General features: G+C 42.9%; 14 protein-coding genes. 4 read left to right on the forward strand and 10 right to left on the reverse strand.

All coding sequences use genetic code 11. The features are described from left to right. Positions 1-122: 122 nt before the first annotated feature. The 5 genes from SJY39_RS06760 to dinG all read right to left on the reverse strand — a co-directional run bounded on the left by SJY39_RS06760 (position 123) and on the right by dinG (position 5,025). The gene (locus SJY39_RS06760; protein ID WP_010437394.1) at positions 123-1,256 is read right to left on the reverse strand and encodes a cupin domain-containing protein; all 1,134 of its coding nucleotides are present in this window, start codon (positions 1,254-1,256) and stop codon (positions 123-125) included. Positions 1,257-1,313: 57 nt separating this feature from the next. Beyond that, a complete protein-coding gene (rsmS, locus tag SJY39_RS06765; RefSeq protein WP_016768427.1) occupies positions 1,314-1,484 on the reverse strand; it encodes a pleiotropic regulatory protein RsmS in 171 nt (56 codons plus the stop codon). Continuing rightward, a complete protein-coding gene (locus tag SJY39_RS06770; RefSeq protein WP_010437396.1) occupies positions 1,474-2,022 on the reverse strand; it encodes a primosomal replication protein in 549 nt (182 codons plus the stop codon). Before SJY39_RS06770 ends, rsmS begins: the two co-directional genes overlap by 11 nt. Before the next feature lie 20 nt (positions 2,023-2,042). After that, positions 2,043-2,822, reverse strand: a complete 780-nt coding sequence (locus SJY39_RS06775; RefSeq protein WP_010437397.1) for a TSUP family transporter — start codon at positions 2,820-2,822, stop codon at positions 2,043-2,045. Positions 2,823-2,949: 127 nt separating this feature from the next. Then, positions 2,950-5,025, reverse strand: coding sequence for an ATP-dependent DNA helicase DinG (gene dinG, locus SJY39_RS06780; RefSeq protein WP_010437400.1), 2,076 nt, complete (start codon positions 5,023-5,025; stop codon positions 2,950-2,952). A 513-nt stretch (positions 5,026-5,538) separates the two neighbouring features. Here dinG and SJY39_RS06785 point away from each other — a divergent pair. Further along, positions 5,539-6,546 (forward strand): porin, encoded by a 1,008-nt coding sequence (locus SJY39_RS06785; RefSeq protein WP_010437403.1) that lies wholly within the window; start codon positions 5,539-5,541, stop codon positions 6,544-6,546. A 138-nt stretch (positions 6,547-6,684) separates the two neighbouring features. On the opposite strand, the gene SJY39_RS06790 is transcribed toward SJY39_RS06785, so the two are convergent. Next, positions 6,685-7,413, reverse strand: coding sequence for a pseudouridine synthase (locus SJY39_RS06790; protein WP_016788840.1), 729 nt, complete (start codon positions 7,411-7,413; stop codon positions 6,685-6,687). 321 nt (positions 7,414-7,734) lie between these two features. Here SJY39_RS06790 and SJY39_RS06795 point away from each other — a divergent pair, with 321 nt between their 5' ends. After that, positions 7,735-9,960, forward strand: a complete 2,226-nt coding sequence (locus SJY39_RS06795) for an NADP-dependent isocitrate dehydrogenase (protein WP_016783835.1) — start codon at positions 7,735-7,737, stop codon at positions 9,958-9,960. A 279-nt stretch (positions 9,961-10,239) separates the two neighbouring features. Here SJY39_RS06795 and cspD read toward each other — a convergent pair whose 3' ends face one another. Continuing rightward, positions 10,240-10,461 carry a cold shock domain-containing protein CspD gene (gene cspD / locus SJY39_RS06800; protein ID WP_010437410.1) on the reverse strand — a complete coding sequence of 74 codons (222 nt, stop codon included), beginning with the start codon at positions 10,459-10,461 and terminating at the stop codon, positions 10,240-10,242. A 568-nt stretch (positions 10,462-11,029) separates the two neighbouring features. On the opposite strand from cspD, the gene clpS reads away from it, so the two are divergent. Beyond that, positions 11,030-11,350 carry an ATP-dependent Clp protease adapter ClpS gene (gene clpS, locus SJY39_RS06805; RefSeq protein WP_010437413.1) on the forward strand — a complete coding sequence of 107 codons (321 nt, stop codon included), beginning with the start codon at positions 11,030-11,032 and terminating at the stop codon, positions 11,348-11,350. A 39-nt stretch (positions 11,351-11,389) separates the two neighbouring features. Beyond that, the gene (gene clpA / locus SJY39_RS06810; protein WP_372275714.1) at positions 11,390-13,663 is read left to right on the forward strand and encodes an ATP-dependent Clp protease ATP-binding subunit ClpA; all 2,274 of its coding nucleotides are present in this window, start codon (positions 11,390-11,392) and stop codon (positions 13,661-13,663) included. A gap of 209 nt (positions 13,664-13,872) precedes the next feature. On the opposite strand, the gene infA is transcribed toward clpA, so the two are convergent. The 3 genes from infA to aat form a co-directional block, all read right to left on the reverse strand. After that, a complete protein-coding gene (gene infA, locus SJY39_RS06815; RefSeq protein ID WP_001040192.1) occupies positions 13,873-14,091 on the reverse strand; it encodes a translation initiation factor IF-1 in 219 nt (72 codons plus the stop codon). 81 nt (positions 14,092-14,172) lie between these two features. Then, positions 14,173-14,871, reverse strand: coding sequence for an arginyltransferase (locus SJY39_RS06820; RefSeq protein WP_010437756.1), 699 nt, complete (start codon positions 14,869-14,871; stop codon positions 14,173-14,175). Then, positions 14,871-15,581: a leucyl/phenylalanyl-tRNA--protein transferase gene (gene aat, locus SJY39_RS06825; RefSeq protein ID WP_016792968.1), complete on the reverse strand. Its 711-nt coding sequence runs from the start codon at positions 15,579-15,581 to the stop codon at positions 14,871-14,873. Before aat ends, SJY39_RS06820 begins: the two co-directional genes overlap by 1 nt. Positions 15,582-15,624 lie beyond the last annotated feature (43 nt).

Consider the following 15,624-nt stretch of genomic DNA (forward strand, 5'->3'; position numbering starts at 1 on the left):
TTAGTTTAGTTAACGGTTGAATCGAAAAAGGGACAAATGAAGATTTCATTTGTCCCTTTTTGTTTTTCTAAGGTTATTAGGTTCTAGGGGGCGATGATATTCATCGAAACCGATTAACCAAGTTAGTCTTCGATAAACCAGTAACCTTTGTTTACCAATTCAGTCACGACAGTAACACCTGAAGGAGTAAGGTTGGTTGCTGAGTTAATCACCGAGTCATCACACAGTACGTTTAGTAGCGATGAATCAGCCTGTTTAACTTTAACGACTTCCCCATTGATGTAAGCCGTGTTGCTTTCATTCTCATGGTAGAGCGCCTTTAAGCCCGATACTCGACAGATCTCCCCTTCTGACTCTAAGTGTTGAGCGATCTCTTCTTCTGTCCATAAAGGCTCAGGAGCGACGATATCAAGCTGGTGGCGTGATTGGCTTAGCAAACATCCCATGAATTCGCTGATGGTTTCAGGTTGCTCTAGTGCAGATTTCAACATGTCAGTTAGATTGTTTAAATCCGATGAACGAACCTTGCCGTAATCATCTTGCGTTTTGAATTCTGGATCGTGAAGATGAACGTCACCCATATCATGAGCAAGTACAAAATCGGCGAAGTTGCTGATCAGCTCTTGTTCTTTAGGGGAGCGATAGCCAATAGAGTAGCTCATCGACGGCTCTAACGTGTTGCCTTCATGTGGGAAGCCCGGTGGGATATAGAGGATATCGCCTGGCTCTAAGGTTTCATCAATGATTGGCTCAAAGCCTTCTATTTGACGAAGTGCAGAAGCTTGGACGGTTTCTTTGTATTGGCCAACATCTTTCTCGCCAACCTTCCACTGACGTTTACCTTGGCCTTGAATGATGAATACGTCGTATTGATCAATATGTGGGCCTACGCCGCCTTCTGGTGCTGAGTAGCAGATCATTAGATCGTCGAATAACCAGTTTGGTAAGGCTTGGAACGCTTCAGTCAGCTGATTTGCACCTTGGTGCCAGTGGTTCGCTGCTTGAACGATCAATTGCCAATGTGTTTCAGTCAGCTCGGCAAATTTCTCTTCTGAGAATGGACCATGTTCTGCAGTCCATTGGTTGTCGAGGTTAGAGACAAAGCGAGAATCAACTTCTTCTTCCATCGATAAACCAGCAAGTTCTTCCGGCGAAATTGGGTCGACGAAGTTTTGGAAGCCACCTTTTAAGATGGTTGGTTTTTTATGCCAGTAGTTTTCAAGAAATTCGGGCATAGAAAAGCTAAGTTGGTACATGTGAATCCTGTATGTTTTTATGCTAGATGCTAGATGCTAGATGCTAGATGCTAGATGCTAGATGCTAGATGCTAGTTTGGCTTGTAAATCTTGTTGGACAATATTAATTGCTTCTAACGCCACTTTTGGGTCGATTTCGTTGCTTTCGAGCAGATAGATCAGGTCGACAGCTAACTTAACTTCTTCTGGCGCATTATCCAGTGGTGATGATGTGTTATCAGTGTTCATTTCGCTTAGGGTTCTCTAAGTTAATCAGTCTCTCAATATTTTTCATTGAGTCTTCACAGCGTTCTAATCGTTCTTTTGCTAATTGCCAAGCCTCGTCCGCTTTTTTCTTACTATGGCGAGGCGCAGAATCAAACGCTAATTTTCGTACTCGTACTAAATCGACCAGTCGCTTTTGCCAATCTTGATGCTGAGCGAGTTCATTATATAAGTCGTTAAGGTTTTTTCCTGACTTACTTTTTCGATCTAACCTTAAATCATGGTTGGCAAGCTCTCTTTGGATTGCCGCTATCTGATTGGTTAACTTTTCTGTGAGGTAATTCGCTCTTGATGCTGTGAGCTGGTTTGTCGCTTGTTCGCGCAATACGGTGTGATAAGTGGTTTGAGCTTCGAGCGCATAAGGAAGTAAAATAAATGCCCTAGACTTGAATAAAGTCCGGTCGAATAAGGCTTGGTGATAAGCACCTCGACTTTTGTCCACCTGAGAGCAATGACCTATTAAGGTATCGATGACGTTCTTAAGCTTTGAAAACTGGCTCATATTACTCCCATTAATTTATGCTATAAGCTAACAAACCAAGCCTCGTAAGCCAGTTTGATCGCAAGGACGCTGACAACCGTGACAAATACAGGTCGTATAAATGTAGCGCCAAACCGAATGGCAGAGTGAGCACCAACAAAGGCACCTGCCATTAAGCAAATCCCCATAGTTAAACCTAATACCCAGTCAATATGACCAAGAATGGCAAATGTCACTAATGAGGTGAAGTTACTAGTGAAATTCATCGCTTTGGATAAACCAGAAGCCAGTAAGATGTTGAGGCGGTACAATGCCATTGAGCTTACTGTCCAAAAGGCTCCCGTTCCTGGGCCTGCGACACCATCATAAAACCCCAGAATAAATCCTTGAAATTTTTGCTTTCTCTTAAGTACCGGGCACGGTTTAGGAGACACATCATGGCTCACGTCTGGAGTCTTGTGGAAAATGGTATAGACCGCCGCCGCTAAAATAATGAGCGGCAAAACTTTCTCCAGCCATTCAGTACTGATTGCATCAACAGTTAACGTGCCAATGGTCGCACCTATCAGCGTTGCTATGAATGCGTTGATCCAGCATTCGGGTTTAAATAACTTCTTACGATAATACGTAAAAGCCGCTGTCGATGAGGCAAACGTTGCGGCTAGCTTATTGGTACCAAGCGCAATATGTGGTGGCAGGCCTAGTGATAGTAAAGCGGGGACGGTTAACATCCCACCGCCACCTGCGACTGCATCAATAAAGCCGGCGGCGAAGGCAACCAAAGCAAGTACAACCAACATGGTTGGTTCAATCATTTCCATAAATAGCTATTGTTCTCGTTATGTGCTGATAGGGCAGCAGCATGAGTAACCGTTGAGTTAGACATGCATAGTTGTTAATACGAAGGTCAGCAATGATAGAGTTAGAGCCATCAACACGATGGCGAAACTAGTATTCTATTGTTCTTTTAAAAGGCGGTAACGAGTCGAGTAATGATTTACCGTATCGTTTCGTTACTATGCGACGATCAAGGATCGTGACTTTACCAGAATCTCTTTCTTTACGCAGTAACCGCCCGACAGATTGAATAAGCTTTTTACTCGCTTCTGGAACCGTAATTTGCATAAATGGGTTACCGCCTCGTGATTCAATATATTCAGAGTGTGCTTGCTCTACAGGAGAGGTAGGCACACCAAAAGGAATCTTTGTAATGACGAGATTTTCAAGAAGCTCTCCAGGCAAATCAAGCCCTTCAGAAAAGCTGCCCGTTCCAAAAAGGACGCTTGTTTTGCCTTGTTCTATTAGCTTTTTATGTTTTTTTAGAATTTCAGTGCGTGAACTGTCACCCTGAACTTGTAAAGCCCATGACTTTTTAACGAAACCTGTTGCTAAAGCTTCTGCAACTTTGTTCATTTGCCAGTAAGAAGAGAATAAAACGAGATTGGCTTTGTTGTCTTCTATTACCTTAGGCAAAATTTCAATAAGATATTCGGTAAACTGAGGTGCTTGAGGTTCGTATTTCATTGCAGGGACGATCAGCTCTGCTTGGTTTTGATAATCAAATGGTGATGCCAAAGCAAGGAATTGAACACCATCTTCAGCTTTTTGACTGATACCTGCTTGGTGACAGAAAAAGTTAAAGGAGTTAAGTGCTCGCATTGTCGCAGAAACTAATACGGCTCCAACACAGCGGCTCCAAATCTGCTGGTCAAGTTGCCAACCAACCTCTAGCGGTGAAACGTTGACAACGAAATCGCCTTCGTTCTCTTTGTTTAACTCAAGCCAACGTGCTAGTGGTGCGCCTTTTTCTCGCTTAGGTTCCGCCATTAGGCGCCAGACTTGAGCTAGATTCTCTGTCCTTTGTATATAGAAGCCTATTTCAGCGAGCGCTGGCTCGGCTAGTTTTGCGGAAAGCTCTCCGTCTTTGACTCGCTCAGCAATGAGGTCAGCGATTTTTGCTACAGATTGGCTTGTCTTTTGAGTTAGCTGTTTGAGATCTTTCGACTCACTTTCTAACCATTCAGGCAAGTCACCATGCTCAAAGCGATACAAGCCGTCTTCAAAGTGGCTTGCGTCAAACTGTTTGCTCATTTGAGTCAGAGTAGGGATCAGTTGTTGTACGGAGTCCTGCAATTCATTTCTAAATCGGTGCACACGCTTTTCGTCCGCTAAACCAGAAAGCTTAGTGATCGATTGATTTAAACGCTCTAACCAAGAAGCCGCACCTTTTAAACTGGCAGCTGCAGAGGAGTGATCTCGAGCGACATGAGGTAAATGGTGTGCCTCGTCGAATATATAGATGCTGTTTTCTGGCTCTGGAAGAATAACTCCGCCACCTAGGTCAGCGTCGGCCATCACCAAACTGTGATTAGCGATAATCACATCTGCTTTATCTAGCTCTGAACGCGCTTTCTGGAAAGGGCAATCTCTGTGAGTTGGCATACTGTTGTTGCAGCTGTGCTTATCACTTACGATCATTTGCCAAATGATATTGTCGATTGGTTTCGGCCATGAATCACGATCGCCATCCCATTTGCCTTGAGCCAGACTACGATACATGGTTTGAAGTTGCTCGATATCCTTTTTCTTTGGTTTGGATTCGAACATAGCCATTTGTCCACCATCAACACCGCAAGCCGCTGCCAATTTCTCTGAGCAACAATAGCGTTGTCTGCCTTTCGCTAATATAAAAGAGAACTCTCTGTCGGTGAGTCTTCTATATAGAGGGAGATCTTTATTGACGAGCTGTTCTTGTAGCGCGACGGTTGCGGTCGAAATAATGATTTTCCGATTATTTAAAACCGCAACGGGAATAGTTGCCATTAAATAAGCCAGTGATTTACCGATTCCTGTTCCCGCCTCAGCAACAATCATGCGGCTGCTCTTGTGGTATTGACCGCAAAGTGTCTTCGCTATCTCAGCTACAAGGTAATTTTGTGCACGGCGAGGTACAAAGTTGTCCAACTGATCTTGGAGGTTTTGATAACTGGTGCGAATAGAATTTTGAATTTTAGTAGTTAGCATACTGTGACCTACGTAACGGAGCGAGGATAGTAGCACATATCACTAGCCGGTACATTTACGGCAAAATAGCTTGCTTTTGAATCAAAGGTAGATCTCGTTCACAAAAAAAAACTGAACCATCAGGAACTTAACGATTTTATTTATCTTGTGAAATATATATATTAAAAAAGACTGGCCCGCAGGTGTTAAATTCTGTTTTTAGGCTGTTTTAATGGTTATTGTTGGGTTTATATGCTGTTTTGTTGTTTTTTATAGTTATTATATTTCCTGATAAAACTAAGGATAAGCTGCTCGTAAAATGATGAAAAAAAATGTAAGTTATTGATTTTGAATTGTTTGTGTTTTTTTTAGGTCTATTTTTAGTTTATTTGACACGCAGGATAATCTTTTGCAATCTAGACCTCGAAATTTAGTGACGGTGATTAACCAACAAAGAGTGGTAATGACCAGTCATAAAAATAATAGGGAACCGGGCAAGGATCTCCCATTCTTAGAAAAGGCAGTGGATTTATTATGAAAAAGACTCTATTAGCACTAACTATCGCAGCAGCTTCAACTTCAGCTTTCGCGAACGTAGGTCTAGAAAACTCAAAACCAACATTCGAATTTGACCCTATGCACAAAGAGCAGTTCTCTGTTTCTGGTGCAATCGGTGTAGGTGGTTACTACGATACTAAAACTAACGCTATCTACGATGACTGGGCTACAGCGCTTACTCTGGCAGTTAGCTACAAAAATAATCGTATCCTTGGTTACTTCGAAACTGATTTCGAATTCAACTGGACTACTGACGATAAAGACAACGGTTTTGGCGTTAAGAACGAATTCGGTACTGACGTTGATAAAGCGTGGTTAGGTTTTGACACTGGTGTTGGTGTTGCATCTTTCGGTTGGGAAAACGACACTGCTCTTGATAAAGTAGATGGCGCTGGCGACATGACTTACGAGTTCGGTTCTTCTGCTGGTGATGCTTCTGATGCATTCAACGTAGTTAAATTCCAAGGCGCTACTTCTGGTTTCGCTTACGGTATCTCTTACTTCGAAACTGATGACGACCACTCTGCTGCTGATAAAGGCGTGAACGGTTACGTTGGTTTTGAAAGCGAAGTAGTAAATGTTTACGGTGGTTACGAAACTCGTGACGAAGCTGATTACCAAGTTTACTCTGTATCTGGTAACTCTAAGATCGGTGAACTAGACCTAGGTGTTAACTTCTGGATTAACGATGGTTCAGACGACAAGACAGCTACTAAGAACACTACTAACCTAGAAACAGTTGGCTACTACCTATCTGCCGGTTACCCAGTAACTGAGCAACTAACTCTTGCCGCTGGTTACAACGCTAACTCTACTACTGAAGATGGCAAAGCTGATAAAGACGTATCTCGCGTGAACGTTGCAGCAATGTACACACTTAGCGACCGCGTAGACATGGGTATCGATATCCTACAAGACATCGACGCTGGTAAAGGCAACGACGAAGAAACTTACATCTTCGCTGCTGCATTCTACAGCTTCTAATAGTTACTCAATCAGTAACTGTTAAATGTTGATAAAAGCCAGTCTTATGACTGGCTTTTTTGTGTTTTAATACCATCAACACATATAAAAATGGCCACTAAATTAGTGGCCATTTATTTACTTGCGAGAACAGTTGCCCTAAATCTCTTTCCACTCACCAGGCTGAAGCTCACCCACGTTCATGTTGCCCATTGAATAGCGAATAAGTCGCAGGGTAGGGTAGCCAATATTCGCTGTCATTCGTCTTACCTGACGGTTACGCCCTTCAATGATAGTAATAGCTAGCCATGTTGTAGGAATCGCGGCTCTGAAGCGCACAGGGGGAGTTCTCTCCCAGACTACAGGCTCTTGCATGATTTCCACCTTGGCAGGCAATGTCATGCCGTCTTTTAGTTCAACACCTTTTCTTAATTTATCTAAATCTTCCTCAGAAGGTGCGCCTTCAACCTGTACCCAGTAAGTTTTTGGTGATTTTGAGTTGGGCTGAGTCAATTTGGCTTGAAATATTCCATCATTGGTCAAGACCATTAACCCTTCACTGTCACGGTCAAGTCGTCCGGCTGCATAAACATCTTTAACAGGAATAAAATCCGCCAATGTTTTTCTACCTTCACCATCAGTAAACTGACTTAGCGTATCAAATGGCTTGTTGAACAGAATAACCTTGCGATCTTCGATCGCTATCTTAGGTTTTGTGTTCGTAGGTTTACCCTTGTAACGGTGTTTACTTGAATGAGGTTTCTTGTGCGAATTACCAGTGCTATTTTTATCACTGCCTCGGTTCTGCCTATTACCGCTTTGTTTTAATATTGCTTCAGAACGAGCTGGTTTGTCTGAGCGAGATGCGCTGCGTGAGCGAGTAGACATGTTAACTACCTTGCAAAAATGTAAACGAAGTGTGCTGAAAAGTTTTCACTGAAACGGAATTGAGCTATCATTTGCGCGCCTAAAAGACACAAAATAGAACAAGTTGATGGACTCTTAAGCCTGATTTGTTTAATTATACCTTCGTGTTTTATTATAACAACGCACTCACGGATTTGGTTCATGCTCTCATCAAGATTGCATGAAAAATAAGATAGAGTACGACTATCGAGTAAGCAGTTTTCACTCTTCGAGTCGCTTACTGGTCAATTTATAACATTCTCACCATTTTAGGTGAGCTTGTAAGAACTATAGGGAAATTTCATGCCTACTGAAAAACCAACTATCATCTATACCATTACAGACGAAGCTCCGGCGCTAGCAACTTACTCTTTGCTGCCAATCATTCAATCTTTTACAGCTTCTTCTGGTATTGACGTTGATACTCGCGACATTTCACTTGCAGGGCGTATTATTGCCAACTTCCCTGAGCATTTGAATGAAGAGCAACGTATTGGTGATGCACTAGCAGAACTAGGTGAATTGGCTAAAACACCAGAAGCAAACATCATTAAGCTTCCAAACGTATCAGCATCTGTACCTCAGCTCCAAGCTACGATCAAAGAACTTCAGTCAAAAGGTTATGCACTTCCTAATTACCCGGAAGAAGCAAAGACTGATGAAGAGAGAGCAATAAAAGCGACTTACGACAAGATCAAAGGTAGTGCGGTAAACCCGGTTCTACGTGAAGGTAATTCAGATCGTCGTGCGCCACTTTCAGTTAAAAACTACGCTAAGAAAAACCCACATTCAATGGGCGCTTGGTCATCAGATTCTAAGTCTCATGTTTCTAGTATGGAAGACAAAGACTTCTTCGGTAGTGAAAAATCAGTAACGATTGAAGGCGCGACTGAAGTTAGCATCGAATTTGTAGGTAAAGATGGCACTAAGAAAACATTGAAGCCAGCTTTTGCTCTGCAAGATAAAGAGATCATCGACGCTTCAGTGATGAATAAAGCAGCTTTGGTTGCCTTCTTCGAGAAAGAAATCGCATCAGCTAAAGAGCAAGGTGTTCTACTTTCTCTTCACATGAAAGCAACGATGATGAAAGTTTCTGACCCAGTGATTTTTGGCCACGCGGTTAAGGTTTACTACAAAGACGTGTTCGCTAAACACGGCCAATTGTTCGATGAACTCGGTGTTGATGTAAATAATGGCATCGGTGATGTATACGCGAAGATTGCAGCCCTTCCTCAAGAGCAGAAAGAAGCAATTGAAGCTGATCTACAAGCGGTCTACGAGACTCAGCCTCCACTAGCAATGGTTGATTCGGATCGTGGTATCACTAACCTACACGTACCAAGTGACATCATTGTTGATGCATCTATGCCTGCAATGCTGCGTTCTTCAGGTCAGATGTGGGATCCAGAAGGTAAGCAAAAAGACACCAAAGCAATGATCCCAGATCGTAGCTACGCGAGTATTTACCAAGCGGTTATTGATTTCTGTAAAGAAAATGGTGCTTTTGATCCGACGACAATGGGTAGCGTGCCAAACGTTGGCCTAATGGCTCAAAAAGCGGAAGAATACGGTTCTCACGATAAGACTTTTATTCTAGAAGCTGCTGGTCAGGTTCAAGTGGTTGACGCTTCTGGTTCTGTTCTTCTTGAGCAAGACGTAGAGGAAGGCGATATCTTCCGTATGTGCCAAGTAAAAGATGCTCCGATCCAAGATTGGGTTAAGCTAGCTGTTACTCGCGCACGTGCTTCAGGTGTTCCCGCTGTATTCTGGCTAGATGCGTCTAGAGCTCACGATGCGCAGCTTATCAAGAAAGTAGAAGCTTACCTTCCTGAGTACGATACAGAAGGCTTAGAAATTAAGATTTTGGCACCGCTAGAGGCAACTCAATACTCACTAGTTCGTATTAAAGAAGGCCTAGACACAATCTCTGTTACAGGTAACGTATTACGTGACTACCTCACTGATTTGTTCCCAATTCTAGAACTTGGTACGTCAGCTAAAATGCTATCGATTGTTCCATTAATGAACGGTGGTGGCTTATTTGAAACTGGCGCTGGTGGTTCAGCTCCTAAGCACGTTCAACAAGTAGAGAAAGAAAACCACCTGCGTTGGGATTCTCTAGGAGAATTCTTGGCATTGGCTGCATCTCTAGAGCACCTAAGCGTTGTTACAGGTAACGCTAAAGCACAAGTACTGGCGGATGCTCTTGATAAAGCGACGGGCGAATTCCTTGATAATAACAAGTCTCCTTCACGAAAAGTGGGTGAGCTTGATAACCGTGGTAGCCACTACTACCTAGCTGCATATTGGGCGAAAGCACTTGCAGAACAAACGGTTGATGCAGATTTAGCGGCAGAGTTTGCTACTGTTGCAAGCCAATTAGCTGAAAGCGAAGAGGCTATCGTTGCTGAGTTGAATAATGCACAAGGTGTCGCAGGCGATTTAGGCGGCTATTACCTGCTTGATGACGCACTCGTATCCAAGCTAATGCGCCCAAGTGCTACGTTAAATGCCCTGATTGATGCATAACTATAGCACTGAGTGGTAAACACTGTTGTGGCTAGCTAGTTATTTGACTTAGCTAAGCGATACATTTATAGCCTTGTTAAAACAAAGATTGAAGACGCTTTAACGATAACGTTAGAGCGTCTTTTTTTTGCGGAAATAACATTGAGTTTATGGAGCGAAGATCGAAAAACCGCTCATTTAAAACTGAATAACAGTCAGTAAATGAGCGGTTTTAATGTTCTTGTTTACCGAGCGGCCCTAAACAGGACGAGTGGAGGTAAATATGATATCGGCAATCGCCTATTTAGCGACACTGCCTTCTACAGGAACAACAGAGCTAGCGTGCGAGCCTTTAGGTCCACTTTCTACTTCATAGTCGACCTGTTGACCTGCCTTCAAGGTTCGATAACCTTCCATCTGTATTGTGGAGTAGTGCGCGAAAATGTCGCCGTCTTCACCTTCTGGACAAATAAAACCAAACCCTTTGGCATTGTTAAACCATTTCACTGTACCTGTAGCCATGCTATACATCCCTCATGCATTTTGTTACTAACGTTGTTATATCAATTGTTGTAAGTCAGATTGATATCATTCCTACCAACTAAAGAATTTCAGTTGATAGCTTGAGTCTCATACATTGCTTACGGAAATTAACGCTACCTTGCGTAATTATTCCTTATTGTTAAATTTTAAATGGTGTTACCAAGTTGTATTGGAAATACCTTTTAGCACCAATGTAGCTAATGATTGGGCACAGTCAATAGGAAATTGGTATAAAATTGATCAATTTTAATAACAAATCACATTCGAGATTAACTGCAAACTATTAACCAAATAGTAACTTAACGGCGATCTTATCGTTAATATCAATAGTTATGGTGTCTTTTTAATCAATCACATATGTTAATCCTGTTAATCGAGATCTTTTATTTGCAGCGATGGAAATGGTGGATTAGGCTCAGTATAGAGGAATATTTTTTGGTACTGTTTCTTGGTGCAGTTTCTTAGTACACCGTAATGCGTGAATGTGATAAATTTGAGTTAACTCAACATTCACGACTTCCGAAAAATAACCCTTAGCAAAGCTAATATGAGCAGAAACTTTGAATGGGCATCTCCAGGCTCAGATCTACTGGAGAAAGAAAAAACTAAAGTAAAGCCACCGGCAATGTATAACGTTATATTGAATAACGATGACTACACGCCCATGGACTTTGTAATCGAGATCCTAGAGCGGTTTTTCTCACTAGATATCGAAAAAGCAACGGAAGTGATGCTCAAGGTTCATTATGAAGGTAAAGCTATATGCGGCACATACAGTGCTGAAATAGCCGAAACAAAGGTAGCGCAGGTAACGATGTACTCAAAGGAAAATGAGCATCCGCTACTATGTACAATGGAGCAAGTATAAATTGCTCGAACAACACTGTTGTTCCCTTAGGAGGTACTTATGCTAAATAAAGAATTAGAGACGAGTTTTAATGGCGCATTTGCTCGCGCGCGAGACAAGCGACATGAATTCATGACTGTCGAACACCTCCTACTAGCATTATTAGAAAATGATGCGGCCAAGGAAGCGCTCCAAGCTTGTCAGGCTGATCTCGATGCTCTTCGCAATGAGCTCGATATTTTTATCGATCAAACAACCCCACTTATCCCAGAAAGCGACGAAACTCGTGAAACACAGCCTACGCTGAGCTTCCAACGAGTGCTTCAGCGCGCTGTTTTCCATGTTCAATCTTCAGGTCGCAGTGAAGTGACAGGTGCAAATGTACTTGTGGCTATTTTCAGCGAGCAAGAATCTCACGCGGCATATCTACTTAAGAAGAACGACATTAGCCGTTTAGATATCGTTAACTTCATTTCTCATGGTATTACCAAGGCCAGTAACGAAGGCGATAGTTCATCACCTTCGGATTCATTTGGTGGTGCAGAGAGTGCTGAAGAAGCCAACTCTGAAGATCGCCTAGAAAATTTTGCGACTAATCTGAATGAAGTTGCGAAACAGGGCAACATTGATCCGCTTATCGGGCGAGATAAAGAGCTAGAACGTACTGTTCAAGTTCTGTGCCGTCGTCGTAAAAATAACCCCCTGTTAGTGGGAGAGGCTGGTGTGGGTAAGACCGCAATTGCTGAAGGCCTTGCATGGCGTATTGTTGAAGGACAAGTACCTGAAATAATCCAGAGTAGTGTGATCTATTCTTTAGATATAGGTTCGCTGCTAGCGGGTACTAAATATCGAGGTGACTTTGAGAAACGTTTCAAAGCGATTCTTAAGCAACTAGAGAAAGAAGAAGACGCGATTCTGTTCATCGATGAGATCCATACTATTATTGGTGCGGGTGCAGCATCGGGCGGTCAGGTTGATGCTGCAAACCTAATCAAGCCACTATTAAGTAGCGGTAAGTTACGTTGCATCGGCTCGACGACATACCAAGAGTACAGCAGTATTTTTGAGAAGGAGCGTGCTCTATCTCGTCGTTTCCAGAAAATTGATATTGTTGAACCATCACTAGATGACACAACTAAGATTCTGATTGGCTTGAAGCCAAAATATGAAGCTCACCACGAAGTACGTTATACCAATAAAGCGTTGCGTGCTGCTGTGGAATTGTCGGCCAAGTACATTAACGAACGTCACCTTCCAGATAAGGCGATTGACGTGATTGATGAAGCGGGCGCTCGTAGTCGTTTAGCTCCAGCCAGTCGTCGTAAGAAGACGGTAAGCGTTGCTGATATTGAGTCGATGGTAGCGAAAATGGCACGTATCCCTGAAAAATCAGTTTCATCTTCAGACAAAGATACGTTGCAGAAACTGGACGACCGCATGAAAATGTTGGTATTTGGACAAGATCCAGCTATCGATGTATTGAGTGAAGCGATTAAGCTAACTCGTGCTGGGCTTGGTGCAGACAATAAGCCGGTTGGTTCATTCTTGTTTGCTGGTCCTACTGGTGTGGGTAAAACCGAGGTCACGGTTCAGCTTTCTAAACTAATGGGTATTGAGCTGCTACGTTTTGATATGTCTGAATACGGTGAACGTCACTCAGTCAGCCGTTTGATCGGTGCTCCTCCAGGTTATGTAGGATACGACCAAGGTGGTTTACTCACTGATGCAGTAATTAAGAATCCACACTCTGTTGTGTTACTGGATGAGATCGAAAAAGCTCACCCAGATATCTTTAACTTGTTATTGCAAGTGATGGATAACGGTACGTTAACCGACAACAACGGTCGTAAGGCCGATTTCCGTAACGTGATCTTAGTGATGACGACCAACGCTGGTGTTGCTGAAACTGAGAAGAAATCGATAGGCCTGATCCAACAAGATCACGCACCTGATGCGATGGGCGAAATTAAGAAGGTGTTTACACCTGAGTTCCGTAACCGTCTTGATAATATTATTTGGTTCAACAGTCTAGATCCAAGTGTGATTAGCCAAGTTGTCGATAAGTTCATTGTTGAGCTTCAGGTTCAACTAGACGCTCGTGGCGTATCGTTAGAGGTTTCTGAGGACGCTCGCCATTGGTTAGCTGACAAAGGCTATGACAAGACCATGGGTGCTCGTCCCATGGGGCGCGTTATTCAAGACAAACTTAAGAAGCCACTAGCAAACGAATTATTGTTTGGTAGTTTAGTTGATGGCGGTACTGTGAAGGTATCTTTGAAGAAAGACGACCTAGACTTTGTTTATGTGGGTGCGAAAGAAGAGGTTATGCACTAACGAAGTGACGGATAACTCAAGGACTTAAATATATAGCGCATGACTTCGGTTGTGCGTTTTTTTATGCTTGCGAGATGCGAGATGCGAGATGCGAGATGCGAGATGCGAGATGCGAGATGCGAGATTGACGTTGCTGAATAATAAGAATGTCTAGGCGATAAAAAACGGAGCATTAAGCTCCGCTTCTTATCGTATTCGATAATTAAAAATTAACGAGCACGGAAGACGATGCGGCCTTTAGAAAGGTCGTATGGAGTCATCTCAACAGTTACTTTATCACCAGTAAGAATACGGATGTAGTTTTTACGCATTTTACCAGAGATGTGTGCTGTCACTACGTGACCGTTTTCAAGCTCAACACGGAACATTGTGTTTGGTAGAGTATCAAGGACAGTGCCTTGCATCTCGATTACGTCTTCTTTAGCCATCTAATCCTCTTTCGAAATTTGGCGGTTTTCAACGGCTTGATTGTGCCGTTAAAATCAAAATATGTAAAGTTGTCGCGTATTCTACCCTTGCCATCGCTGATTTACTAGCCTTTGATGACGTTGAAATCGTACTTTATAGTTCATCGCAGGGCATTCATCGATCTGATAACCCAAATATAACCACTGTTTTTGTTCTTTCTGGGCATGCTGAATCTGAAACAGAACACCAAGTGTTCCCATAGAGATGTCGATATCAGGATCGAAGAAGGTATAAAATGCGCTGGTGCAGTTTGACATAACATCAGTGACGGCGATGCCGACCAATTGGCTGTCATCATAGATGTGCATGAACTTTGTAGCAAGCCATTCATTTTTTGAGAATTGTAGGAATTCATCTTTTTTGGGTGGGTACATGGTTCCCGAACGATGACGAGCAGTGATGTAACGGCTATATAAATCAAACCAGTTGTCGTCCATCGCATCTTTTAATTCCCAGCGAAAGGTTTTAGCCTTGTTGATGATTCGACGCTGGCTTTTGGAAAACTTAACCTCGGGGATCGAAAGGCGAATCGCTTGGCACGCAGAGCAACTGTCGCAATGCGGCTTATAAATGGTAGCTCCACTGCGACGAAACCCGTTTGCTAACAGAACTTCATAATTGTCGGAAGTATGCATGTGTTCGTCAAGAGTGACGGCCACTCTTTCTTCAAGGTGTGGTAAATAGCTGCAAGCGTGATTATCTGTTAATCCAATTCTGATTTGTTGTAAATCTGGATTCATTAAGGCGTTTCCTCTAGCCATTGTGTTTTAAAGCAAGCATCGTCAACCTGGTTTGTTTTTAACGATTGTAGAGAACTCAGAAAAGCCTCTCTGTCGACTTCAATAGCGCCCAGAGATTCCAGGTGAGGGTTCATGACTTGGCAATCGATAAGCTTACCTCCGAATCGGGTAAAGTGTTCGCAGAAGTACCACAGGGCGATTTTAGAGGCGTTGGTTTTTAAGCTAAACATGGATTCACCACAAAAGACTTGGCCTCTTTGTAGGCCGTAAAGCCCGCCAATCAATTCATCATTTTGCCAAACCTCTACTGAGTGGCAGAAACCTAGCGAAGCGAGTTCACAGTATGCTGACCGCATGTCGCTGTTTAGCCAAGTTTCTTCTTCGGGCCTCAACGATGAGCAGTATCCAATCACTTTGTTGGTTGCTTTGTTGATACTGATGCGATAGTTGTGTTTTCTTTGAAATTTTTTAAGACTTTTTGATGGTTCGAATGTCTTAGGATTAAATACCGCTCTCGGTGCCGGGCTCCACCAAAGTATAGGTTCACCTGGGCCAAACCATGGAAATATACCTTGGTTGTAAGCGTTTAAAATTCGCATTGGTTGCAAATCACCACCAAAGGCGAGTAGGCCGTTTGGCTCATCAAGCGCGTCGAAGGGCGAAGGAAACTCTATACTAGTAGTATCAAGTTCGGTTAGGTATATAGTCATAAGTACCGCGTTACAGATTAATCACTGACCAAGAGGTCTTTAG

Source organism: Vibrio sp. R78045 (assembly GCF_042466085.1).
GTDB lineage: Bacteria > Pseudomonadota > Gammaproteobacteria > Enterobacterales > Vibrionaceae > Vibrio > Vibrio cyclitrophicus.

Bases quoted from the DNA above. Each gene is read 5' to 3' on its own strand.
- SJY39_RS06760 (WP_010437394.1), bottom strand. From the start codon at position 1,256: ATGTACCAACTTAGCTTTTCTATGCCCGAATTTCTTGAAAACTACTGG.
- rsmS (WP_016768427.1), bottom strand. From the start codon at position 1,484: ATGAACACTGATAACACATCATCACCACTGGATAATGCGCCAGAAGAA.
- SJY39_RS06770 (WP_010437396.1), bottom strand. From the start codon at position 2,022: ATGAGCCAGTTTTCAAAGCTTAAGAACGTCATCGATACCTTAATAGGT.
- SJY39_RS06775 (WP_010437397.1), bottom strand. From the start codon at position 2,822: ATGGAAATGATTGAACCAACCATGTTGGTTGTACTTGCTTTGGTTGCC.
- dinG (WP_010437400.1), bottom strand. From the start codon at position 5,025: ATGCTAACTACTAAAATTCAAAATTCTATTCGCACCAGTTATCAAAAC.
- SJY39_RS06785 (WP_010437403.1), top strand. From the start codon at position 5,539: ATGAAAAAGACTCTATTAGCACTAACTATCGCAGCAGCTTCAACTTCA.
- SJY39_RS06790 (WP_016788840.1), bottom strand. From the start codon at position 7,413: ATGTCTACTCGCTCACGCAGCGCATCTCGCTCAGACAAACCAGCTCGT.
- SJY39_RS06795 (WP_016783835.1), top strand. From the start codon at position 7,735: ATGCCTACTGAAAAACCAACTATCATCTATACCATTACAGACGAAGCT.
- cspD (WP_010437410.1), bottom strand. From the start codon at position 10,461: ATGGCTACAGGTACAGTGAAATGGTTTAACAATGCCAAAGGGTTTGGT.
- clpS (WP_010437413.1), top strand. From the start codon at position 11,030: ATGAGCAGAAACTTTGAATGGGCATCTCCAGGCTCAGATCTACTGGAG.
- clpA (WP_372275714.1), top strand. From the start codon at position 11,390: ATGCTAAATAAAGAATTAGAGACGAGTTTTAATGGCGCATTTGCTCGC.
- infA (WP_001040192.1), bottom strand. From the start codon at position 14,091: ATGGCTAAAGAAGACGTAATCGAGATGCAAGGCACTGTCCTTGATACT.
- SJY39_RS06820 (WP_010437756.1), bottom strand. From the start codon at position 14,871: ATGAATCCAGATTTACAACAAATCAGAATTGGATTAACAGATAATCAC.
- aat (WP_016792968.1), bottom strand. From the start codon at position 15,581: ATGACTATATACCTAACCGAACTTGATACTACTAGTATAGAGTTTCCT.